The following is a 20,259-nucleotide window of genomic DNA, read 5'->3' on the forward strand; positions in this document are numbered from 1 at the left end:
ATCCCGATCATCTTGTGATCGTGACCAACACCTCGCCGATGGTGATTTCGGGTTCTCCGTCGATCACATCGATCAGGCTCCCCCGGATCCACGCCAAGGCCTGCTCGTTCGCCGCAAGGGCGGCCTCTTTGCTCTCGAACAGGGTCACGGATCCGCCAGCGCCGTCGCCGGCATCAAACACATAGTAGCCCTGGAACCCGGGAACCTGCTTGAGCATGTGGCCGATGCCGCTTTCGGCCCGACGGGCAGCCTCTGCCACGGAACGCATGCGATTGAACCTGCGGATGACCATGTACATGGCTGCCTCCAACCGTTCGAAGGAGTTGCAGTCCAAGACTAGAGCATTTCGATGCCCACTTTGAAAGTGGGCATCGCTCAAGGCACAGCTGTCTCCGAGGCAGCAACCCACGCAATCCATGGTTCGCCTTTTTACCCGGGGACCTACTAGCGCAACGCGGCCCGAAGCTTTTCCGCGAACGCCGCGAGCTTCTCAGGCTTCTCCATGTCGCCCGTATGCGGCTTCAGCGGCACCCCGTCGAAGCGTGGAATGATGTGGACATGCAGGTGGAACACCACCTGTCCGCCGGCGCTTTCGTTGAACTGCTGGATGGTCAGGCCGTCAGCCGCGAAAGCCTCCTTGGCGGCCTTGGCGACCACCTGAACGGCCTTGGCCAGATCCGCGAGATCGTCGGGGGCAACGTCCAGGATGTTGCGTGCCTGCGCCTTCGGGATAACGAGCACGTGGCCATCCCCCCGGGGCATGATGTCCATGAAGGCGAGCGCCCTGTCGGTCTCGTAGACCTTGTGGCATGGCAGCTCGCCCCTGAGGATCTTGGCGAAGACGTTGTCCCTGTCATACTCCATGGCCGAACTCCTGATTGTTTGTCTCACATGACCGCCGGACTGCTCCAGCTTTCTAATCGCGGCGCCCACGGCTGTCTCCCCCTCTTGCGGGGCCCGTCATGTCAATCGTTTACCATTGTGCCTCGGGTTCACGACCTTGGGAACTTGGCCTTAAGCTAGGCATTTGATCAATACTGCCAAGTATCGGTGGCCTTCGCGTGGACGAGCTTGGTAAGAATACCGCGAATCAAAAGAAAATAATCCAGCACGTTCTCGCCTGTGCCATCGCGACGACCAGAGGCCGAGGGGATTCCCCTAAAGGATATTGGCAGTAAAGCTAAGCTTACGGCGCCAGGCCAGCGTTAAAAAACTCCTACTACTAAGCGGAACCATCGAAATTAAGTTTGGTTGTTCAAGGCAGAAGACCAATGGCTTAGGAGGCATGTGATGGCGACAGGAAGCTCGACTTCGAAGCGTGGCTTCGCGTCGATGGATGGAGACCGGCAGCGCGAAATCGCCAGCAAAGGCGGCAAAAGCGTTCCGGCCGAAAAGCGCTCCTTCTCGCAGGATCGCGAACTCGCCTCGGAGGCAGGCCGCAAAGGCGGTCAGGCTTCGGGCAGCACTCGCAACGCTCAGGAATAGTATTTGATTAGTCGTTGTAATTAAAGGGGCCGCTCTGCGGCCCCTTTAGTTTTGTTCTTAGATGATGCAATGGATAAGCCGGATTTTACCGGCTTACCTGCCTTCAGAAATGGAATTTTACTTCGGACTGCCGTGGAGAATATTCCAGCTCATCCTCGAAGAGGAGGCGGTCACCAACGATCCCTCTAAACTCGTTGATGTCCGGCGTGCCGAGAACCATGCCGGCTAGATCGATCTGCCTCACGAGGTCGGCCGCCAGGGACGCCATAAATCCTAGGGATGCAACCCCAAGGGCAGTCGCCGCTTCGAACGTTAACTCCGAGTCCGGCATGCGCGACGAACTGATCAGGGTCAGGAGGCAATACTCGTCCATGCTTGCCTGGCGGGAGTTCAGGGGTTTGTAGGAAAGCGGTGCGGCGCGCTGTCGGGCCAGGGCGAAAGCGAAGAGGAGCGCGTCCGAGATGATGGCTTTTGCGGCTTCCGGGCGGGTGTAGAGCGCCAATGTCTGTTCCGGCGCGTCGAGGGATGTCAGATCATACTGATCCTCAAGGCTGCTGAACGAGCGGAAGATGCCGATGATCGGAACCGTGCTGGGATGAAGCAGGACTGAAACTTGGCCGTAAGACATGAACAAAGAATGCTCTCTCACAAGAATCCACTGAAATTGAAGCAGTTGGCCGACTAGGCACGGACGCCCGGGCCAACGTCGAAGCTGCCCTCCCAGGCGGGGATGACCAGATGTCGCCTCAGCATCAGCGGGCACATGACTCCGTCCGGCTCATTGGCAGGCACGATGCCGCTCAAGATGAAAGCGACCGACGGCTTGTCTCCGGGCGGAGAACTGGAGGCCAGACGGCAGAACTCGTCCGGCGGCTCTTCCCTGGATAGGATTGCGTCCAACTCGTTCGCTGCTGTCATGGGCATCCTCCGCATCGCTGTTTCCATGGCAACGTGTCGGAATAACGCCGGTTCCTCCGCTGGCGAGATTAGCCGAGCGGCTGGAAACCATGATTCTGCGGTTCGGGCAAAAATCATTTGGAACAAGTCCAATTGCACCGCGTTTGGTCTGCAACCGGCTCGAAATGCCCCCTTTGGGCCGGAACGTCAAAGGCGCGGTCATTCTTGACCGCGCCTTTTGCTTTTTGCCCTGCCGGACCACGAGAAACGGCGCCTGGAATTCCAGGCGCCGTGTTGATCGAGAGCCGATACGGCCGTGATTACGGCTTCGGAGCCGTCGTGGAGCCGGATGTGCTGTTGTTGCCGTCCTTGTTGAAGGTCGGAGCAGCCTGAAGCTCGGCCTTGGTCATGCGAAGAACGACGCGCTCCGGCTCGTTGGAGTTATTGCTGGACGAGGCAGTCGAACCCGTCGCGCCAGTTGTGGACGAAGCGCCCATGTTCGTGTTGCTGTTCGCGGTCGTGCCCGTGGCGCCCGACGTGGTCGAACCCGTGGTGGCAGGCGCGTTGGCGTTGTTACTGGAGTTGTTGGCGTTGCGGTTGTCCATGGCGCTCGCCTGCTGGGCGGACGCGAACTCCAGAGAATTGAACGGAATGGCAACGTCCTTCTCGCCAATTCCAAGGAAGCCGCCGACGCCGACCACAGCCGCGACCGCCTGACCATTACGATCCACGATCACGTCGTTGATGTCGCCGATCGACTCGTTGTTAGCGCTGACGACGCGGGTGCCGATCAGATCAGACGCCATCATCTGGTTGGCCTGCATCTGGGTCATGAACTGGCCCTGCGTGGCGCTGCTCTGATTCATCGAGGACGTGCCCATCGACGAAGAGGAGCCGGTTGAAGGGGCCGACATGCTCGGCTGCATGGCCGACGAGCCGGTCGAAGTCGAACCGGACCCTGACGCCGTCGGACGGTCGGTCGAGCCCGAAGGCTGGGTCTGTGCAAAAGCGGGCGCCGCGAAAGCAGTTGCAACAAGGCAGGCTGCCATATGCTTCTTCAGCATCGATTCTTCTCCTGAGGTACAATGATTCGCAAGTCGCGCCACAATGCGCGTGATCTCAACGCCCTGGAAAGGTAAACGTTCCTGATCCCCGCCATCACTTCAGATGAATAGCCGCCTATACGGCAGCAATACACCATGAATACTTGTTCATAATGAGCAGATCACAGAGATTTCACCGTTCACCTGAGCACGATGAGCTTGCGGGGCTAACCGTTGCTGAGCCCAATAGTTCCGATGGTTCATGAGGACGGGCGGTCCCGGTGGGCGCTCCGTCTGCGTTGCTGATCCCGCCAATCCTGTCGGTTGCGGTTCTTCTGAGCCGCTCCAGGCTTCCGAAACAGACTGACCAGACGTCGGCGAAAATCATGGTTTCGTGGGTAGAGCGCTTCGTCGGTGACGAGCTTTGCACCATTCTTGCGTCGGGCGAGGACCAACCGGCGATTATGAAACGCCTCCAGCTCGGGCCGGTGGCCCACGCTGATGACGGCAGCCTCTGGAAGTCGCTCCGACAGGCGTTGAAGCAGGCGGTCCTGCGTCTCGGGATCGAGCGCGGATGTGGCTTCATCCATCACGATAATGGTCGGCTCCTGAACGAACAGCTGCGCGAAGGTCAGGCGTTGCTGCTCGCCGCCCGATAGGGTGCGCTCCCATGGAATGCCCTCGTCATGGATCCGGTCGACGAGGTGACCGAGGCCCGCCTCCTCTAGAGCGGCCACGACTTTCTCATCCGCAACGCTATCCACGGGGTTGGGATAGGCAACCGCGTGCTTGAGGGTCCCGATCGGCACATAAGGTCGTTGAGGCATGAAGAAGAGCTTCGAACCTCGCCGAATGGAAATCTCCCCTTCGCCCCATGGCCACAGGCCTGCAATGGCGCGAATGAGGGTGCTCTTGCCGGCTCCGGACTCGCCGACCACGAGCACCTTCTCACCGCGGTCGATGGCCACTCGGGTCTCCCCCACCACGACAGTGCCGTCATCAAGCGTCACCGAGACGTCGCGCAGCTGAAGGGCCGCGCCCTCGCCTATCTCCGAGTGCAGGATATGGCCAGTGCCCGGCCGCTCAGCCAGCTCCAGCCTGTCAAGGGACACAAGCAGGCCGGCGACGCGATTGGCCGAGGCCGTCCAGTCGGCGAGCTTGGGATAGTTCTCCATCAGCCAGTTAAAGGATTGCTGGACGGTCACGAAGGCTGCCGACACCTGCATGACTTCCCCCAGAGACATGGAGCCCACAAGGTATCTGGGCGCGCAGAGAAGCAGCGGGATAACGGGAGCCAGCACGAAGTTGCCGTAAGAGACCACTGTCGTGCGCAGGTACTGGCCGCACATAGCGCGCCACTGCATGATGACGTGTCCCAGGGCGATGCTCAGTCCGCTGCGTTCCTCGGGCTCGCCTCCAAGCAGGGCGATGCTTTCCCCGTTCTCGCGCAGGCGCGTCGCCGCATATCGGAACTCTGCTTCCGACTGGTTCTTACCTTCGGCCACACGAACGAAACGACGCCCGATGAAGAGCATCGCGGTGGTGGTGAGGATCGAGTAAATGAGTGCAACGAACACGAGATAGCCTGGGATCGTGATGCTGCGACCGCTCCACTCGAAGGAGAGCGAGCCGCCCACGGCCCAAAGCACGCTGATGAAAGTGATGGCCGTGAGCACCGCTGTCGTGACCCCGAAGGCGAAGTCGACCGGCGATTCTGTCGCGATCCTGGTGTCGTCGGCAATGCGGAATTCGGGATTTTGATGCTCACCCTTGACCAGGTTCAGCTGGTAGTACCGGCCGTTTTTCAGCCAGCGATCGATTTGGTGGTCGGTCAGCCAAGCCCGCCAAGCCCGCTGGGTCGTCAGCCGACCCCAAACTGATGCAACGTTGAAAGCGACGGCCGCTATGGCGAGCGGAATGAACAGCAGGGCAAACCAGGAAACGAGGGATATGTCCCGCTTCTCCAGCGCATTGAAGACATCCCGATTCCAGACGTTCAGGCGGTACTGAACGAAAAGCTGTCCCAGGATGATGAATAGCAGCGCGAGGGTGAGAAACCACGCTTCCCGCTTGGATTGCTCAGTCCAAAATCCCGATGCGGTCCGCCAGAACCGTGCAAAGAGGCGGCGGCGCTTGGTAGGCGTGTTAACGTCCTGCAATCGCTACTCCGACTTCGACGCCCCCAGCCCTACAAATCAGGACAGAGACTGATCGAGCAACGCCAGGCACAGGCTTGGCGATCTGTCGGCGCTCGAATGCACGAGGGAGCTCAGGTCACCCACACAGCCGACCGGGTTCCGGCGCTTTTTCTTGGGCTCCTGGGCGGGCAGTTCCGTACCTTCGCGGCGAGTCACGGGATGCTGCACAACCGGGCTCTGCATCTCTTCCTTGAGAGTCACCACGGGAAGGTCCGTGTTCTTCGTGAAAGTCGTGGTGCCGCTCTCCGGATCGGAGCGATAAAGAACTTCACCGTCTCGGTCACGCAGGATCACTGTTGCCTGGCCGATGCCCACGAGCTCGACCACCGACACGGTGCCGCGCTCTCTTCCAGGAAGGGGGATGCCCATCCGGTCGGATTTGGCTGCGGAAGCCACCTGCTGACCGAGGAGCGGCTGCTCGACGGGAGCCTCGGTTTGGGCGAGTGACGCTGTGGTGAAAGCGTGAGGAGCCAAGCTTCCCGCCAAAAAGGCCGAACCGGCCAATCCGATCAACATTGCGGGCGTGCGAAACATCCCAGCCTCCTACTTTCCCAGCTCCACCATATGGGAAAATAACGCGACCCTACCGGTGATGTTCCTGTCGATTCGTGTGCCGAAACACAAAGAAAACTTTCGGAACCTTTAACGATTCCGTTGCGTTCTTAGAGCACCGGCCTCCTGGTCCTCCCCGCATTCCCCTTGTGCATTGGCCGGCACCTTGAGACGGGCCTTGTGGCCCGTCTTTTTTGTTTATCCGCTCTGCAAAAACGAAAAAGCCCGGCTGTGAAGCCGGGCGATTTATTGTCGATGACTCTGGTTCGGTCAGGCGGTGGCGCGGACTTCCCGGCGCCGGGCGCTTTGTTGGAAGAAGAGAGCCTGGCTGATAACCGCCGACACGTTCGCCGGCTGGAACGGCTTGGCGATCAGGAAGGCCGGCTCAGGACGCTCGCCGGTGAGGAAGCGCTCCGGATAGGCCGTGATGAAGATCACCGGCACTTCGAAGGCTTTCAGAAGATCGTTGACCGCATCGAGGCCAGAGCTGCCGTCCGCCAACTGGATGTCCGCAAGGATCAGACCAGGGCGCTTGGTCGTGGCGAGCTTGACTGCCTCGGTGCGCGTCCGGGCAATGCCGGTCACATTGTGACCGAGACCTTCCACGAGAGCCTCAAGATCCATGGCGATAAGCGGTTCGTCCTCGATGATGAGGATGTCGGTCGCCATGTCGGCGGCCAGCTCGCGCCCCGCTTCGTCGACCAGGTCGCGAACCGTGGTTGTATCGACGCTGAGGATCTGTCCGACCTCTTCCTCTCCAAAGCCTTCAAGGCATGACAGGAGGAAAGCCTGGCGCGGCAGGGGGGTGATCTGCCCGAGACGGACTTCCGCTGGAAGATCGCGCTGAATCTGCTCGCTGCGACCGTTCACCGACAAGGAATTCCAAATTCGCGTGAAAACCTGAAAGAGCTCAACCTTGACGTTGCCGGACGGACCGATGGTCTCGGGTTCGCTGACCAGCGTTTCCAAGGTCGCCGCAACGTAAGCGTCGCCAGCCATCTGGCTCCCTGTGAGGGCACGGGCATACCGTCGAAGATATGGTAAGTGTTGGACGACAAGCTGAGCTGTCGACATTCGCTTCCCCTTATGGTGCTTTTGACTCGTTTTACCGATACGGACCATTCAACTCGACAGCCTTGCAAAAGTTCCATTCCTTGGAACTCAAGGCAAGTCTAGGCGTTGTCGCCTGAAACTAGTATGAGATACTGCCAAGGTTGGCTACCCCTATATAGAATCACTGGGTGGCAAGGGGACGCACATGATGGGTGACAACGGGAACAAGCTGGCTCGGCTCATTCCGGAAGCCTCCTTGGGCGACCAACTTGCGTCCGATCCAAAGCTCGACACGACAAGCCAGAAGCGCATCGGCGACCAATTGCGCGCCATGTATGACGAACTGGTGCAGCAGCCCGTACCTGACCGATTCAAGAACCTGTTGGAGCAGCTTGAGAAGAAGGACCGGGAGACGTCCACATGACTCCGGAGCCCGATCTTCGGGACGCGCTCCTCGCTGCGGTTCCAAGCCTCCGGGCGTTTGCTATCTCCCTCTCCGGTCAAGTCGACCGGGCCGACGACCTTGTGCAAGACACTCTCCTGCGCGCTCTTTCCAACCTTCACCGCTTCGAGCGCGGCACCAATCTCAATGCCTGGCTTTTCACGATCCTCCGGAACCTGTTTCATTCCGAATACCGGAAGCGCCGCCGCGAGGTCGAGGACCCGGACGGGTCATATGCGAGTCGGCTGAAGGTTCAGCCCGAACAGGGTTCACGGCTCGACTTCGAGGACTTTCGCAGCGCTCTGGCGAAGCTTCCGTCCGATCAGCGGGAGGCCCTTCTTCTCGTCGGGGCGTCGGGCTTTTCCTATGAGGAAGCCGCCAATATCTGCGGCTGCGCGGTGGGAACGATCAAGAGCCGGGTGAACCGCGCCCGGTTTCGCCTGGCGTCCCTCCTCAACGTGGATGACGTGGATGATCTCGGCCCCGACAGCATGACCCGGGCCGCGCTGCAAAGCTCCATCTGACCGTTGCTATCTGAGAACTTTGTCCCGTCCCCTGCCGTCAGGCGAAGGGCTGACGGTGCAACCACTGACGCAACGAAAAACGCCGCCCTGTCGAGCGGCGTTTTTCGTCCTGGATTGTGACTGTGGTCAGATCCGTGGGGCTCTGCCGCGCATCAGGCCGATCACGGCCGAGATGGCGAAGAGAACGATTGCCACGAAGAAGATGAGCTTGGCGATCTCGACGGCGGTGCCGGCAATGCCGCCAAAGCCGAACAGAGCCGCAACCAGAGCGATGATGAGAAAAGTGACTGCCCAACCGAGCATGGTGTTACCTCGCACATTGACTAAATCGACCGACGGCCGATGATATTCAATAAACGCCAAGCGCGACTGTAGGGTTCCGCGAAAAAGACTCATTTGGATAGTCTCAAGGAGCGATACGTAAGTATTAAGGGAGACCCTGACAGGTATGGAACCGACCTTCCACCGGCACGTTTCCCAGAACACTTGGGAGACAGATCCGATGAACCGAACCGTTGCCCTACGTGCATTTTTTATTTTCACGCTCCTTACGTCGTTTGCGGCTGTTACGGGCTTTGCAGCCCAAGTCGAAATCGCCGAAGTACTTTTTCTGATCGGCGGATCCCTCTCCGCATTGATGCTCTTTTTTGCGCTGTCGGCATCGGCTCCGGCGCCAGTCCCGGTGCGAGTCCGCTCCCGCCGCTAAGCCGGTTTTTCCGAGATGGTCTTCAAGAACGGGCGGCTCCCGAATGGAGCCGCCCGTTCTTGCTTTTCAGGACTCGGTCGCGTCGCCACCATTGGGATGCAGGACCGAGCCCGTGATGTAGGACGCATCCTCGGAGGCGAGGAACAGGAAGCACGACGCCACTTCGTTGGGCTACCCCGGACGCTTCATAGGCGTGTCCGCACCGAACGTTTTCACTTTCTCGGCCGGGAATGTGGACGGGATCAGGGGCGTCCAGATCGGCCCTGGAGCGACGCCGTTCACGCGAATGCCCTTCTCGGCGATTTTCTTGGCGAGTGACCGGGTGAAGGCCTCGATCGCGCCTTTCGTGGAGCTGTAGTCCAGAAGGTCGGGGCTGCCGCGATAGGCTGTCACAGAGGTCGTATTGACGATGGCGGCGCCCTCCTTCAGATGCGGCATCGATCCCTGCGTCATGTAGAAATAGCCGAAGATATTGGTTCGGAAGGTTCGGTCGAGCTGGTCCGGGGTGATCTCCTCGATATCCCCCTTCGGATGCTGCTCGGCCGCGTTATTGATCAGGATGTCGAGCTTGCCCAATTCGCGGATCACCTGATCCACGGCCGAGCGACAAAATTCCGGGTCGCCCACGTCGCCTGCGATGGAAAGGCAGCGCCGCCCCTCGCGCTCGACAAGACGCTTGGTCTCCGCCGCATCCTCGCTCTCGTTGAGGTAGAGAACCGCGACGTCGGCTCCCTCGCGGGCGAAAAGCACCGCGACGGCGCGCCCGATGCCGCTGTCTCCGCCCGTCACAATGGCGATCTTGCCGTTCAGTCTCCCGCTTCCGGGAAAGCGCGGCTCGTAGTTCGGCCTCGGATTCATCTCGGTCTCGTGACCGGGCTGCTGATCCTGCGTCTGGGGCGGCAAGGTCTGGTTCTGCTCAGAGCTCATGGCATCTCCACGGGAAAGGCGCGGTTCTGGACCGCAAGAAGGAGGGGCCGGTCCTCAAAAGAGAAGCCCGCGTCGTGGACCAACGCGGGCTTGGAAGGCCTGTTCCTGAGGCGGAGGCGACTATTCCGCCGCGTGCGTGCGCTCCGCGGCGGCCGCGTGTCCCAGGTTGAGGATGTGGTAGAGGATGATCGCCCCGAAGGTGGCCGTGCCGATCCCGTCGAGGGTGAAGCCCCCAACCGTGAGCTTGAAGTTTCCGGCACCCAGCACCAGCGCCACCGCAACGGTGATCAGGTTGCGGGGGTTCGAGAAATCCACCCGGTTCTCCACCCAGATCCGACCGGCGGTCGCGGCGATAAGGCCGAAAACCACAATGGACAGGCCGCCCAGGACCGGGCCGGGGATCGTGCCGATGAACGCGCCGAACTTGGGCGACAGCCCTAAGATGAGCGCGATGCCCGCCGCGATGACGAAGATCAGCGTCGAATAGATGCGGGTGACCGCCATGACGCCCATGTTTTCCGCATAGGTCGTCATGCCCGTGCCGCCGGCGGAGCCTGACAGCATGGTGGCGATGCCGTCGCCCATGAAGGCCCGTCCGATATGGGGGTCGAGATTGCGACCCGTCATCGCCCCAATGGCTTTAATATGCCCCAGATTTTCCGCCACGAGGATGATCGCCACGGGCGCGATCAGGCTCATCGCTTGCGTGTTGAACACGGGGCTCTGGAAGGTGGGCAACCCGAACCATGCCGCCTGGGCAACCTTCGAGAAGTCGATCGGCTGGCCGAGGCCGAGCATGTTGGCGCAGATGAAGTAGACCAAGTAGCCGATCGCACCGCCGACCAGGACCGGAAGACGCCGCCACATGCCGGGCGCATAGACCGCAATGAGGCCCACGGCCACCACCGTCGCGAGGGCGATCCAACGGGCGAAGGCGGTGCCGGCCTGATTATCGGGGGTCGTTCCGGAGGCGCTTGAGATCGCGATAGGCGCGAGCACCAGGCCGATGGCCGCCACGATGGCGCCCGTCACGACCGGCGGCATGATGCGCTCGACCCAGCGATGGCCCGCCAGCTGGACCACGAGCCCGATCAGGAAATAGAGCGCGCCGGCCGCGATGATGCCGCCGAGCGCCAGGGGGATGTTGGGATTGGGAGCGCCCACCGATGCGCCGGTCGCCACCAGCACCGGGCCAATGAACGCGAAGCTCGATCCGAGATAGCTCGGCACACGGCCGCCAACCACGAAGAAGAAAATGATGGTGGCAATCCCCGAGAAGAGGATCGACACGTTCGGGTCAAATCCCATCAGGAGCGGCGCCAGCACCGTCGCGCCGAACATGGCGACCACGTGCTGCAGGCCGAGTACGAACATTTGCCCTGTCGGCAGCCGCTCGTCCGGCATGATGACCCCTTCGGATTTCAGGGTCCATCGTGGCAGGAAACCGTCGGACATGATCATTCCCCCAAGTCATGTTTATGCTGGGCCACACCGTAGTCCTGGGACGGGCCGAATGGCTAGGACGGGTAAGGACTTATTAACCGCCGAGACCGGCGCGCTTATGGACAATCCCTGCCCTCTCCGATCACATCGGCCCAACTTGGCCTGAATGAGGATGACGATGCGCAAGGATCACAGCGCGCCGGAAGGCGTCGCGCACACGCTCTGGATCGACAGCCGGAGCCTCGAGGGCAACCTCCTTGGCGACCCCTCGCGCCGCCGGGTCGACGTCTATGTCCCAGCCGGTCACGATGGACGCGGGCTGCCGCTCCTCGTCGATCTCGTGGGCTATACGGCGGGCGGGCCAGCTCACACGAACTGGAAGAACTATGGCGAGAACGTTCCCGAGCGGCTCGATCGCCTGATCAGCACGGGCGCGATGCCCCCGGCCGTCGTGGCCTTTCCCGATTGCTTCACGCGGCTGGGCGGCAACCAATACGTCGACAGCGCCGCCATAGGAGCCTGGGAGACTTTCCTGATCCACGAGATGCTGCCCTTTGTCGAGGAGCGCTTCCGCTGCGGGGGCGACGGACGCCGGGGCGTCTTCGGCAAAAGCTCTGGCGGTTACGGGAGCCTCGTTCATGCATTGCGGCATGGGGGTTCGGTCTGGTCGGCGGCGGCGTCCCATTCCGGCGATGTGGGCTTCGAGTTTCTCTATCATCTGGGCGAGTTCGCCGGAGCCCTGCGCCACCTCGTCGACCACGGCATGTCCATCGAGGCGTTCATCCGCAAGTTCGAGGCGGGGCCGAAAGCCAAGGATGCCGACTGGCACACCATGATGATTCTGGCGCAGGCCGCGACCTTCGACCCGGACCCGAGCCAGTTCTATGGTGTCCGGTTGCCGGTCGACCTCCACACGGGCGAGATCATCGAGGAGCGCTGGTCAAACTGGCTGCGATGGGACCCGCTGCGCATGGCGGACGATGCCAAATACCTCGACAATCTGCGCCGCCTTAAAGTGCTGTACGTCGATTGCGGCGATATCGACCAGTACAACATGGTGTACGGCTCGCGCATCCTGCACCGGAAACTCGAGGCCGCCGGCGTTCCCCACATCTACGAGGAATTCCACGACAACCATTCGTCCGTGGATTACCGGATGGACACCAGCCTGCCGCTTTTGGCGAAGGCGCTGGCGTAGGAAATCGTGCGGGATCCACCGTCATTCCGGGGCGGCCCACAAAGCCAAGCCTGGAATGACCGAGCGGAGCCTCACGCGCCGCCCGGCTCGTCCTCGGTCGGCAGTTCACAGTGGTTGTGGATATGGATCGCCGCCAGAGCGGCATGCCCCATGCCGACCACGATCTGGTCGATGCCGCGCACGATGTCGCCTGCCGCGTAGAGTCCCTTCACGCTCGTCTCGCAATGGTGGTCCACCATCAGGCTGCCTGTGGGATCGTGCTCGGCCCCCAGGGACAACGCCAAGTCGGAGCGATACTTCAAGCCCAGCGCCGAGTAGAGCACGTCGAAGCGGTGTCCCTCGCCATTCACATGAACCGCCGCGATGCGGTCATCCTCCATGTCGAGGCTCTCGACCGGATCCTCCATGACCTTGATACCGTGCTCGTCCAGCTTCGCCTGCTGCTCCGGGCTCAATTTCAGGCGCTGTCCGAGGGTCAAAAGGGTCACGTCATCGGAATAGGTTCGGGCGATGAAGATTGCCTCCCCCATGCCGTGGTCGCCATAGCCGATCACCGCGACCTTACGATCCCGGGATTCGTAGCCGTCGCAGATGGGGCAATACCGGATCAGGCCCCGCTGCACCGCGTTCGGCAAGTCCGGAAGATCCGGCTCGATGTCCACCGAGCCGGTCGCCAGGAGGACGCGGCTCGCGGCGATCTGCCGCGAGCCGCCATCCTTACCCTCGACCACCGCGATGAACCGGTCGGGCTGCCTGCGCAGGCCAGTGACCATGCCCGCTTCGACGCAAGGGCCATACTGGTCGAGATTTTCCCGCTGCCGTGCAAGGATGTCCTTGCCCGAGATGCCGTTGGCGAAAACCGGGATGTTGTGGCTCGTCGGAATCCATGCCGCCCGGGGCGTTCCGCTGTCGACGACAAGGAAGCGGCGTCTCAGGCGCGCCAGGTAAAGCGCCGCCGTCAGGCCCGCCGGCCCTCCCCCGATGATGAGGCAGTCAAGGATTTCGCCGTCGGATGACATGAATGGCCGTACCTCCTGGATGAGACGCAGTAATCCCAACCCACGACGCAGCAAAAAGATCAACGCGATCCACAGGCAAGTCCAGTCGTTCATGCCTCTGGCGGCCGACTTTAACCCCCTCGCAAGGATCTTGGGACCAATCTGCCGCGGTTTAGTAAGGAGTACACGAGATGACGGAATGGCAAGGCCGCAAGCGCGAGCCCATCACCGAAGAACGCCTTGAGCGCGCCGTTGCGGTGCTGGCCCAGATCGTCGAGGAGCACGGTCCCGGCTACGGACCGCTCTACGAGAGCGTGAAGCAGGAGCTCGACGCGTTCCGCAATCTCAAGGCGTCGATCGGCCACAAGGCCGAGCAGCCGGAGCCCCGGCAGGAGCAAACCTCCAGAAAACGGAAGAGCGCTTGAACGAAACTAACCTAAGTTAGCTTCGTTACTCCCTCTGGGTAAGGCCCCGAATGGAGGACGGAATGAACTTAGAGAACATGGATAGCGTGATCACCATCGAAAGCGCGAGCGTCGACCTGGGAGAAGCCTTCCGCAGTCACGCTCAACAGGGAATCACGCGGGCCGCAAGCAAGTACTTCGGACGCCTCAATGCGGCCTCCGTCCATGTCAGCCGGGAGGGAATTCTCTTCCGCTGTACGGTGAACATGCAGATGGGAGCCCTCAAGACGATGAGCGCGGAAGCCCAGGACAAGGACTGCTACGTGGCGTTCAAATCCGCCATGGACAAGGTTGAGAAGCAGCTGCGCCGGGCCAAGCGCGAACTCCGCGAGGACAAGGCGACCCGCATCGACAAAGATGCGACCCTTCGCGACGGCCTGGGTTCCTCATCGCCCGTATGACCTTGCAAATCCAAGCCTTCGTAACCATCTAAGCTTCAAGCCGGTCGCGACTTCTCGCTCGACCGGGGACGGCCACGAGCCAGGACGATGACGCCGGATGTACGCGCATCGTCGGGCCATCGTGGCCGTTGGCGCATTGAGCCCTCATTTACGCCCGAGCTTGGATCGATGAACAACTTGAGGATCGCGGAACCGTCTCCGCAATACCAGACAGCACTTCTCGAAGCCCGCGCCCGCCAGTGTCGCTTCATCGTCTCTGAGGATCTGCGCGACGCCGTATGCTGCGGCGCTCCGACCTCCGAGACCTCGAGCTGGTGCGAGTGGCACAGGCAGATCGTCTATACGCCGAGAAGCGAGCGCGACCGTCGCCGGGCAGCCTGATGCGGACCCGTTGACATAACGGTTCTGCGGCTTAGCTTCCAATGCGAGACCGACAGCGACCATGCCGCATATCCGCCCTTCCCGAACGATGGTTCCGTGAGAAGCGAAAGCGCCCAATCGTGAGTGGGAAGTAAACTTGGGCGCAACACACCCCGACAGCCTCAAATCCAGCACCGGCTTCCTCGTTGGCGGGGGTGACGTCGGCGTGCTCATGCGCGAGCGCGACTGGCACGCCTCCCCCTCTCGGCGAGCCTGCAACCTGGCCCCAGCCCCTGCGAACGCTCGTCGGCGTGATGCTCGGCTCTAGTCAGCCCATGTTCGTTGCCTGGGGGCCTGAAAAGGCCATGCTCTACAACGACGGCTACGCCACCATGCTGGGCCTGCAGCATCCTGCGGCGCTCGGGGCCCGGTTCGAGGACGTGTGGTTTGATATCCTCGACGTCGTGGGCCCAATCATGGACCGTGGCTATGCGGGCCAATCCACCGAGATGGAAGACATCGCCTATGTGATGCACCGGAACGGATATCCGGAGGAAACGCATTTCTCATTCTCGTACACTCCGGTTCGGGACGATACGGGTGCGGTTGCGGGAGTTTTCTGCGTTTGCTCCGAAACGACGAGCCGGGTTCTGGCGGAAGCCCGACTTGCGTCCGAGGTCAAACGGCAGCGCCGGCTGTTCGAACGTGCGCCCGGCTTCGTGGCAATCATGAGCGGTCCAGACCATGTGTTCGAGTTCGTCAACGATGCCTTTGCCCGCATCGTCGGTCCACGCGATTTCATCGGCCGCTCCATCCGCGCCGTATTCCCGGACATTGAGGACCAAGGAGTCTACGAACTGCTCGATAGGGTCTACTCGACCGGGGAGCGCTTCGTGGCGGACCAGATGGCTCTCACATTTCAGCCCTCAGCCGATGCCCCAGGAGAAGAGCACGTTCTCGACTTCATCTACGAGCCGATGATGGACGAATCCGGTCAGGTGACCGGCATCTTCGTGCAAGGCTACGAGACGACAGGGCAGGCCCTTGCTGAAGCGGCGCGGCATGCGAGCGAAAAGAGACTTCGGCAGATTGCCGACAATCTCCCGGTTCTCATTGGGTACGTGGACGCCGAACGCCGCTACCGCTTCAACAACAGGGCCTACCTGACGTGGTTCGGGCGACCGCCGGAGGACCTGTACGGATTGCATCTGCGCGACGCCGCCGGCTCCGAAGCCTATGACATCGTCAAACCCTATATCGACGCCGCTCTCGCAGGGCGGAGAAGCATCCATGAATGGTGGGCGCCGTTCAACGGTCGCTGGCGCTTCGTGAGATCGGAATACATTCCCGACCACGCGGAGGATGGAACCGTCAATGGCTTCCATGTCCTTGCGTCCGACCTGACAGAATACAAACGGTCGGGGGATGCCCTCATCCAGAGCGAAGCCCGGCTCCGCCTCGCAATCGACGCTGGACGGATGGCCATCTGGGAGATCAACCTCCTGACCGAGGCCATCGTCGGGTCGGGAGACCTCAACGAGCTCTTCGGCTTCCCGCCGGACGCGACCCCCTCCCTGGCCGAGTTCCGGGCCCGCTACCTCCCCGGGGAGCAGGAGCGGATGCAGGACGCCTTGCAGGCCGTGTTGAAGAAGGGTGAGCGGTTCATCGAAGTGGAGACCGGGTGCATCTGGCCTGACGGAACGGTCCGCTGGCTTCTGATGCGCGGCGAACTCTACCTCGCCGAGGATGGGCCCCCCACGAAGGTGGTGGGCGTTCTGCTCGACATCACGGAGCGCAAGCGTGCCGAGGATCACCAGCAGCTGCTCATCCATGAGCTGAACCACAGGGTCAAGAACACGCTCGCAACGGTTCAGTCGATCGCCTCCCAGACATTGCGGAACGCGGGCTCGACCGCACAGGCCCAACGGGACCTCGAGGCACGCCTCCTCGCCCTGTCGCGCACCCATGACGTGCTCACCCGCGAGAATTGGGAAGGTGCGTCCCTGCGCGAGATCGTCGCCCAGGCTTTCGAGCCGTTCAAAAGCTACGGCAGGGAGCGCCTTCACTATCGGGGGCCGGAGGTCCGGCTTGTACCCCGCACGGCGCTGGCGCTGTCCATGGCGCTCCATGAGCTTGCCACCAATGCGGCGAAGTACGGTGCTCTTTCCGATACGACAGGCCGATTGTCCCTGACCTGGTTCGTCGATAGAACCCACGCGCCACGCCTTCATCTGCGCTGGGAGGAGATGGACGGTCCCCCGGTGAAACGTGTGGCCCGACGGGGCTTCGGATCGCGGCTGATCGAACGCACCTTGGCTCAGGACCTCGATGGCGACGCGAAGATCAACTTCGCCCCCACGACGGGCGTCGTCTGCACCGTTGATGCTCCACTGGCGGCCTGACGCCGAACCGAAAGCAGCGCCTATTCCACGGCCCGCAAAAGGACCGCAATGCCGTCGTGGTCCCCTGTGGTGACCTTCGGATCAGCCACCAGGGCGCTGTCCAGATTTACAAATCCGCTCACCTTGTATCGGGTCCTGTGATGAAGGTTCTGGGTGAAGTCGTCTCGCGCCCGGTTGAACGACGCGTAACGATGCCCCGGTGATCGGAACGGATCCACCTCCTCCCGGCTGAAAGCGCCCGTGAACACGTAGGCTTGGCCTGCCTGGTGGGGGCCGAAGATCCGGCCGTGGTTGTTGTTCACCTCGAAGATGTCGTTGGAGAAGGCGTCGTCCCGCCCCTGCGGAAGCTGCTCATAGAGCCTGCCGCCGATATAGCCCTGGTATCCGGCGGAATGCCCGAACCGGATCGGATAGCCAGCCTGCGCGGCCGCCGCCAAAAGCCTTGCCTTGGCATCCTCCACGCCCGTTGCGGCCTCGTCGACGATGATCACGTTGATCGGCTCGCGAAGGTTCTTTCCCTCGTAGATCTGACCGAGCCAGTCGGCGGCCGCGCCGCGCCGGGTCAGCATCCACTTGCCGATGTCCGGCAGACCCTGCGGCGCCGCGACGTTCTGGCCGCTGGCCCACTCGGTTTCAGCCCCCTGGCTTGCTTCTGGCGCTTGCTGAGCGCGGGAAGATGGGGCGGCTGCCAGGACCGCCAGGCCGATCAGGAGGATGCTGTAGCAACGGGCGACCATTCCTGCCTCCAAACTGCCCAGGTTGCCGATCGTTTGCCGCCATCTGGATATTGGCCCAGGAAGGCGGCGGCCGTTCGTGCTAGGGCTCCTGATCAGCTTAACGGATCAGAACCCACTCGCATGGCCTTTTCGCTTTCAATCATGCTCATTCTCGGTCTCACCTTCGTGCTTGCCGGCATGGTCAAAGGGATGATCGGCCTTGGGCTTCCCACGGTGGCGATCGGACTCCTCGTGCTGGTGATGACGCCGGCCCAGGCAGCCGCCCTTCTCGTGATTCCGTCGCTGGTCACCAATGTCTGGCAGCTCATGGCCGGCCCCAGCGTCACAGCCATTGGCAAACGCCTCTGGCTGATGATGGCAGGGATCTGGATCGGAACCTTTTTAGGCATTGGACTTCTGACCGGGCCTGATCCGGGCCCGGTCATCGGGGGGCTGGGCGGCGCCCTCATCGTCTATGGAACCATCGGTCTGCTCGGAGTGCGCCTGACGACGGCGGCAGGCGCCGAGCGCTGGCTGTCTCCGCTCGTTGGGGCCGCGACGGGAATCGTCACAGGAGCCACGGGCGTCTTCGTCATCCCGGCCGTCCCCTATCTCCAGTCGCTGGGGCTCGGGAAGGACGAGCTCGTGCAGGCCCTTGGCCTGTCCTTCACGGTCTCCACCCTCGCCTTGGCAGCGGGCTTATGGCACCGGGACGCCCTTCCGCTTGCGGATGTGGGCCTGTCGGTGCTCGCGGTCGCGCCGGCCCTTGCGGGCATGGTGGCCGGACAACACATCCGCAACCGCGTTAGCCCACAGGCCTTCCGGACCTGCTTCTTCGCAGGCCTCGTCGTCTTGGGCGGGCATCTGGTGTTTCAGGCTTGGGGTTAACGCCGATGACTATGGGCTGTGGGATGAGGTCACCCCAATCAGGGGAGGATCAGGGCACGAGCACGCCGGAGGGATTGGGACGGCAGACCGGCACTGCCTTGGTGACGCAGGGATTACCACAGCACAAGCCCACAACGGGATACGAGGCGGGCCTTGGGTTCGTTCTGCCAAAAATCGGCGCTCCACCTACTGGGTTCGTTCTGCCAAAATCAAGCTTCCGCGTCACCCGCAGCCGAGGCGTGCCCGTTGAGCGCATTCAGAGCCTTGAGGGCGGTGCGCCGCCGGGATAAAGCGCGGCGCTCATACCGTTCCAGTTTCTCGAGGCAGGCCCAGCTCAACCGGAGTTGCTGTGCGTGCTGTTTCGCCGCCTGTTGCGCCTCGTGGTACTCCGTTTTTATCTGCCGAATCCGGTTCGTGACCTGATACTCCTCAAGGGCGTAAGCATCCCAGAGCCTGGACATCCCGGGTCCGCCGCCCTGATCATAGGCGCGGGACATCGCACGCTTTATCGGCGGACGCGGCAGTGACGGGAGGGACAGCATTCGTTTCTCAACGGGTGGCGGTGGCGACTCATCCAGCGCACTCATCAGGTCTCCGAACACCTGAGTCCGTGCCTTGCGTACGCGAAGGACGTCGATCGCCGCCTCGGCCACACGGGTTGCAGCCTCCTGGATGAGAGGGTTGACACTCCCCGCGGCAATCTGCTCGCTCAACCGCGCCATTTCCTGCGCCAAGGCAGGCAGAGCGGAGACCGGAACAGCAAGACGATGCTTGGCCGCATTGTGACGCGAGGAGGCTTTGCCCGCGGCCGTGCGCGGGCCGGTGCTGCGCTGTGCATTGGCCCGATTGGCGGCCATCTTGTGCGATGAGGTCATGGGTGTGCAGCCGTCAGCCAGGAGATCTGATGTCCCCGTGTGGGGTTACCGCGCCGGCCGCGCGAAGCCGGCGCGCGAACGCGTCGCGACGGCGATCGATTTCCTGAAGAACCTTGCTCCGACGGGCATCCGCGCCTGCGATCATGCGCTCGATCGCGCCGATCTCGTTTAGCTTGTCGACGAGAGCCTGCGCCATGATCATATCCCAGTCCGTGCCACGGCGGGCCAGGACCCTCCCGACTTCGGCCACGGCCTGGTCATCCCCGTCAGCGAAGCCCTTCAACAGGTCCGGGAGCGTGAACACCCGGATGCCATCAATCAGCCCTGCGTCCTCGATGCGCAACAGATTGGCCAGGACCACCCTCGCCGCACTCATCAAAAGGCTGGCCTGAGCCCGCCTCAAGCGCATCGTTTCCCATCTCAGGTCGACAATGTCTTTGACCCACAAGGTCTCGATGATGTCTCCAGGCTGTACGGTAATGGAGACCTTCCGCAGGAAGTCATCGTAGTCTTGCTCGCTCTCGCCAAGCGCAAGCGGCCGCTTGGCAAAGAGCATTCCAAGATTGTTCAGGGTGGTCAGAATGTCATGGCCCGGCGGGTGGCGTTTGATGCGCGCATCCTGGTACACGGGTGGTTGCGGGCGAGCGGGGGTGTTGTCGGCGGTCATCACGAACTCCTGTCTGTCCT

Annotated in this window: 24 protein-coding genes and 1 pseudogene; 10 read left to right on the forward strand and 15 right to left on the reverse strand. The window is 61.9% G+C overall.

From position 1 onward, the window contains the following. Positions 1 to 7 precede the first annotated feature (7 nt). Both DRB19_RS16200 and DRB19_RS16205 read right to left on the reverse strand, forming a co-directional pair. A complete protein-coding gene (locus tag DRB19_RS16200) occupies positions 8 to 298 on the reverse strand; it encodes a hypothetical protein (RefSeq protein ID WP_114187071.1) in 291 nt (96 codons plus the stop codon). 146 nt (positions 299 to 444) lie between these two features. Beyond that, positions 445 to 864: an HIT family protein gene (locus DRB19_RS16205; protein ID WP_114187072.1), complete on the reverse strand. Its 420-nt coding sequence runs from the start codon at positions 862 to 864 to the stop codon at positions 445 to 447. Positions 865 to 1,290: 426 nt separating this feature from the next. Between DRB19_RS16205 and DRB19_RS16210 the strand changes: the two genes are divergently transcribed. Beyond that, positions 1,291 to 1,485 (forward strand): con-10 family general stress protein, encoded by a 195-nt coding sequence (locus tag DRB19_RS16210; RefSeq protein WP_114187073.1) that lies wholly within the window; start codon positions 1,291 to 1,293, stop codon positions 1,483 to 1,485. A 103-nt stretch (positions 1,486 to 1,588) separates the two neighbouring features. Here DRB19_RS16210 and DRB19_RS16215 read toward each other — a convergent pair whose 3' ends face one another. The 6 genes from DRB19_RS16215 to DRB19_RS16240 form a co-directional block, all read right to left on the reverse strand. Further along, a complete protein-coding gene (locus tag DRB19_RS16215) occupies positions 1,589 to 2,113 on the reverse strand; it encodes a hypothetical protein (RefSeq protein WP_147021757.1) in 525 nt (174 codons plus the stop codon). 53 nt (positions 2,114 to 2,166) lie between these two features. Then, positions 2,167 to 2,403 (reverse strand): hypothetical protein, encoded by a 237-nt coding sequence (locus DRB19_RS16220; protein ID WP_147021756.1) that lies wholly within the window; start codon positions 2,401 to 2,403, stop codon positions 2,167 to 2,169. Between the two features lie 299 nt (positions 2,404 to 2,702). Further along, positions 2,703 to 3,446: a PRC-barrel domain-containing protein gene (locus DRB19_RS16225; RefSeq protein ID WP_114187076.1), complete on the reverse strand. Its 744-nt coding sequence runs from the start codon at positions 3,444 to 3,446 to the stop codon at positions 2,703 to 2,705. Positions 3,447 to 3,685: 239 nt separating this feature from the next. Further along, positions 3,686 to 5,584: an ABC transporter ATP-binding protein/permease gene (locus tag DRB19_RS16230; protein WP_114187077.1), complete on the reverse strand. Its 1,899-nt coding sequence runs from the start codon at positions 5,582 to 5,584 to the stop codon at positions 3,686 to 3,688. Positions 5,585 to 5,620: 36 nt separating this feature from the next. Further along, positions 5,621 to 6,157, reverse strand: a complete 537-nt coding sequence (locus tag DRB19_RS16235; protein ID WP_114187078.1) for a hypothetical protein — start codon at positions 6,155 to 6,157, stop codon at positions 5,621 to 5,623. Between the two features lie 288 nt (positions 6,158 to 6,445). Beyond that, positions 6,446 to 7,249: a response regulator gene (locus DRB19_RS16240; protein WP_114187079.1), complete on the reverse strand. Its 804-nt coding sequence runs from the start codon at positions 7,247 to 7,249 to the stop codon at positions 6,446 to 6,448. Positions 7,250 to 7,433: 184 nt separating this feature from the next. On the opposite strand from DRB19_RS16240, the gene DRB19_RS16245 reads away from it, so the two are divergent. Together DRB19_RS16245 and DRB19_RS16250 are read left to right on the forward strand one after the other, a co-directional pair. After that, positions 7,434 to 7,652, forward strand: coding sequence for a NepR family anti-sigma factor (locus tag DRB19_RS16245; RefSeq protein ID WP_114187080.1), 219 nt, complete (start codon positions 7,434 to 7,436; stop codon positions 7,650 to 7,652). Then, on the forward strand, positions 7,649 to 8,194 hold the full coding sequence (locus DRB19_RS16250) for a sigma-70 family RNA polymerase sigma factor (protein WP_114187081.1): 546 nt from the start codon (positions 7,649 to 7,651) through the stop codon (positions 8,192 to 8,194). The genes DRB19_RS16245 and DRB19_RS16250 overlap by 4 nt, the downstream gene beginning before the upstream one ends. Before the next feature lie 126 nt (positions 8,195 to 8,320). Here the strand turns inward: DRB19_RS16250 and DRB19_RS16255 are convergent, their stop codons facing one another. Next, positions 8,321 to 8,497 (reverse strand): DUF1328 domain-containing protein, encoded by a 177-nt coding sequence (locus DRB19_RS16255; protein ID WP_114187082.1) that lies wholly within the window; start codon positions 8,495 to 8,497, stop codon positions 8,321 to 8,323. 199 nt (positions 8,498 to 8,696) lie between these two features. Between DRB19_RS16255 and DRB19_RS16260 the strand changes: the two genes are divergently transcribed. Further along, positions 8,697 to 8,900: a hypothetical protein gene (locus DRB19_RS16260; protein ID WP_147021755.1), complete on the forward strand. Its 204-nt coding sequence runs from the start codon at positions 8,697 to 8,699 to the stop codon at positions 8,898 to 8,900. Between the two features lie 66 nt (positions 8,901 to 8,966). On the opposite strand, the pseudogene DRB19_RS16265 reads toward DRB19_RS16260, so the two are convergent. Together DRB19_RS16265 and DRB19_RS16270 are read right to left on the reverse strand one after the other, a co-directional pair. Further along, a pseudogene (locus DRB19_RS16265) lies at positions 8,967 to 9,827 on the reverse strand (SDR family oxidoreductase). A 120-nt stretch (positions 9,828 to 9,947) separates the two neighbouring features. Beyond that, complete coding sequence (locus DRB19_RS16270; protein WP_114187128.1) at positions 9,948 to 11,282, reverse strand: solute carrier family 23 protein; 1,335 nt, start codon at positions 11,280 to 11,282, stop codon at positions 9,948 to 9,950. 166 nt (positions 11,283 to 11,448) lie between these two features. Between DRB19_RS16270 and DRB19_RS16275 the strand changes: the two genes are divergently transcribed. After that, on the forward strand, positions 11,449 to 12,468 hold the full coding sequence (locus tag DRB19_RS16275; protein ID WP_114187084.1) for an alpha/beta hydrolase: 1,020 nt from the start codon (positions 11,449 to 11,451) through the stop codon (positions 12,466 to 12,468). 71 nt (positions 12,469 to 12,539) lie between these two features. Here the strand turns inward: DRB19_RS16275 and DRB19_RS16280 are convergent, their stop codons facing one another. Continuing rightward, a complete protein-coding gene (locus DRB19_RS16280; RefSeq protein ID WP_114187085.1) occupies positions 12,540 to 13,487 on the reverse strand; it encodes an NAD(P)/FAD-dependent oxidoreductase in 948 nt (315 codons plus the stop codon). Between the two features lie 170 nt (positions 13,488 to 13,657). On the opposite strand from DRB19_RS16280, the gene DRB19_RS16285 reads away from it, so the two are divergent. The 4 genes from DRB19_RS16285 to DRB19_RS16300 all read left to right on the forward strand — a co-directional run bounded on the left by DRB19_RS16285 (position 13,658) and on the right by DRB19_RS16300 (position 17,093). Then, positions 13,658 to 13,891 carry a hypothetical protein gene (locus tag DRB19_RS16285; RefSeq protein WP_114187086.1) on the forward strand — a complete coding sequence of 78 codons (234 nt, stop codon included), beginning with the start codon at positions 13,658 to 13,660 and terminating at the stop codon, positions 13,889 to 13,891. Positions 13,892 to 13,953: 62 nt separating this feature from the next. Further along, positions 13,954 to 14,331, forward strand: coding sequence for a ribosome hibernation-promoting factor, HPF/YfiA family (gene hpf, locus DRB19_RS16290; RefSeq protein ID WP_245439571.1), 378 nt, complete (start codon positions 13,954 to 13,956; stop codon positions 14,329 to 14,331). Between the two features lie 87 nt (positions 14,332 to 14,418). Then, on the forward strand, positions 14,419 to 14,712 hold the full coding sequence (locus tag DRB19_RS16295) for a GcrA family cell cycle regulator (RefSeq protein ID WP_114187087.1): 294 nt from the start codon (positions 14,419 to 14,421) through the stop codon (positions 14,710 to 14,712). A 344-nt stretch (positions 14,713 to 15,056) separates the two neighbouring features. Then, positions 15,057 to 17,093 carry a PAS domain-containing sensor histidine kinase gene (locus tag DRB19_RS16300; protein ID WP_162815718.1) on the forward strand — a complete coding sequence of 679 codons (2,037 nt, stop codon included), beginning with the start codon at positions 15,057 to 15,059 and terminating at the stop codon, positions 17,091 to 17,093. A 20-nt stretch (positions 17,094 to 17,113) separates the two neighbouring features. On the opposite strand, the gene DRB19_RS16305 is transcribed toward DRB19_RS16300, so the two are convergent. Further along, positions 17,114 to 17,830, reverse strand: a complete 717-nt coding sequence (locus tag DRB19_RS16305) for a hypothetical protein (RefSeq protein ID WP_174799952.1) — start codon at positions 17,828 to 17,830, stop codon at positions 17,114 to 17,116. Positions 17,831 to 17,950: 120 nt separating this feature from the next. On the opposite strand from DRB19_RS16305, the gene DRB19_RS16310 reads away from it, so the two are divergent. Then, the gene (locus tag DRB19_RS16310) at positions 17,951 to 18,697 is read left to right on the forward strand and encodes a sulfite exporter TauE/SafE family protein (protein ID WP_114187089.1); all 747 of its coding nucleotides are present in this window, start codon (positions 17,951 to 17,953) and stop codon (positions 18,695 to 18,697) included. 209 nt (positions 18,698 to 18,906) lie between these two features. On the opposite strand, the gene DRB19_RS16315 is transcribed toward DRB19_RS16310, so the two are convergent. Both DRB19_RS16315 and DRB19_RS16320 read right to left on the reverse strand, forming a co-directional pair. Then, complete coding sequence (locus DRB19_RS16315) at positions 18,907 to 19,572, reverse strand: hypothetical protein (RefSeq protein WP_114187090.1); 666 nt, start codon at positions 19,570 to 19,572, stop codon at positions 18,907 to 18,909. A gap of 13 nt (positions 19,573 to 19,585) precedes the next feature. Next, positions 19,586 to 20,239, reverse strand: coding sequence for a hypothetical protein (locus tag DRB19_RS16320; RefSeq protein ID WP_147021754.1), 654 nt, complete (start codon positions 20,237 to 20,239; stop codon positions 19,586 to 19,588). Positions 20,240 to 20,259 lie beyond the last annotated feature (20 nt).

Origin of the sequence: Microvirga aerophila (assembly GCF_003332305.1) — a bacterium.
Classification (GTDB): domain Bacteria; phylum Pseudomonadota; class Alphaproteobacteria; order Rhizobiales; family Beijerinckiaceae; genus Microvirga; species Microvirga aerophila.

Bases quoted from the DNA above. Each gene is read 5' to 3' on its own strand.
- DRB19_RS16285 (WP_114187086.1), top strand. From the start codon at position 13,658: ATGACGGAATGGCAAGGCCGCAAGCGCGAGCCCATCACCGAAGAACGC.
- DRB19_RS16220 (WP_147021756.1), bottom strand. From the start codon at position 2,403: ATGACAGCAGCGAACGAGTTGGACGCAATCCTATCCAGGGAAGAGCCG.
- hpf (WP_245439571.1), top strand. From the start codon at position 13,954: ATGAACTTAGAGAACATGGATAGCGTGATCACCATCGAAAGCGCGAGC.
- DRB19_RS16250 (WP_114187081.1), top strand. From the start codon at position 7,649: ATGACTCCGGAGCCCGATCTTCGGGACGCGCTCCTCGCTGCGGTTCCA.
- DRB19_RS16260 (WP_147021755.1), top strand. From the start codon at position 8,697: ATGAACCGAACCGTTGCCCTACGTGCATTTTTTATTTTCACGCTCCTT.
- DRB19_RS16270 (WP_114187128.1), bottom strand. From the start codon at position 11,282: ATGTCCGACGGTTTCCTGCCACGATGGACCCTGAAATCCGAAGGGGTC.
- DRB19_RS16245 (WP_114187080.1), top strand. From the start codon at position 7,434: ATGATGGGTGACAACGGGAACAAGCTGGCTCGGCTCATTCCGGAAGCC.
- DRB19_RS16305 (WP_174799952.1), bottom strand. From the start codon at position 17,830: ATGGTCGCCCGTTGCTACAGCATCCTCCTGATCGGCCTGGCGGTCCTG.
- DRB19_RS16215 (WP_147021757.1), bottom strand. From the start codon at position 2,113: ATGTCTTACGGCCAAGTTTCAGTCCTGCTTCATCCCAGCACGGTTCCG.
- DRB19_RS16320 (WP_147021754.1), bottom strand. From the start codon at position 20,239: ATGACCGCCGACAACACCCCCGCTCGCCCGCAACCACCCGTGTACCAG.
- DRB19_RS16280 (WP_114187085.1), bottom strand. From the start codon at position 13,487: ATGTCATCCGACGGCGAAATCCTTGACTGCCTCATCATCGGGGGAGGG.
- DRB19_RS16225 (WP_114187076.1), bottom strand. From the start codon at position 3,446: ATGCTGAAGAAGCATATGGCAGCCTGCCTTGTTGCAACTGCTTTCGCG.
- DRB19_RS16255 (WP_114187082.1), bottom strand. From the start codon at position 8,497: ATGCTCGGTTGGGCAGTCACTTTTCTCATCATCGCTCTGGTTGCGGCT.
- DRB19_RS16205 (WP_114187072.1), bottom strand. From the start codon at position 864: ATGGAGTATGACAGGGACAACGTCTTCGCCAAGATCCTCAGGGGCGAG.
- DRB19_RS16240 (WP_114187079.1), bottom strand. From the start codon at position 7,249: ATGTCGACAGCTCAGCTTGTCGTCCAACACTTACCATATCTTCGACGG.
- DRB19_RS16310 (WP_114187089.1), top strand. From the start codon at position 17,951: ATGGCCTTTTCGCTTTCAATCATGCTCATTCTCGGTCTCACCTTCGTG.
- DRB19_RS16235 (WP_114187078.1), bottom strand. From the start codon at position 6,157: ATGTTTCGCACGCCCGCAATGTTGATCGGATTGGCCGGTTCGGCCTTT.
- DRB19_RS16295 (WP_114187087.1), top strand. From the start codon at position 14,419: ATGACGCCGGATGTACGCGCATCGTCGGGCCATCGTGGCCGTTGGCGC.
- DRB19_RS16300 (WP_162815718.1), top strand. From the start codon at position 15,057: ATGCTCTACAACGACGGCTACGCCACCATGCTGGGCCTGCAGCATCCT.
- DRB19_RS16275 (WP_114187084.1), top strand. From the start codon at position 11,449: ATGCGCAAGGATCACAGCGCGCCGGAAGGCGTCGCGCACACGCTCTGG.
- DRB19_RS16210 (WP_114187073.1), top strand. From the start codon at position 1,291: ATGGCGACAGGAAGCTCGACTTCGAAGCGTGGCTTCGCGTCGATGGAT.
- DRB19_RS16315 (WP_114187090.1), bottom strand. From the start codon at position 19,572: ATGACCTCATCGCACAAGATGGCCGCCAATCGGGCCAATGCACAGCGC.
- DRB19_RS16200 (WP_114187071.1), bottom strand. From the start codon at position 298: ATGTACATGGTCATCCGCAGGTTCAATCGCATGCGTTCCGTGGCAGAG.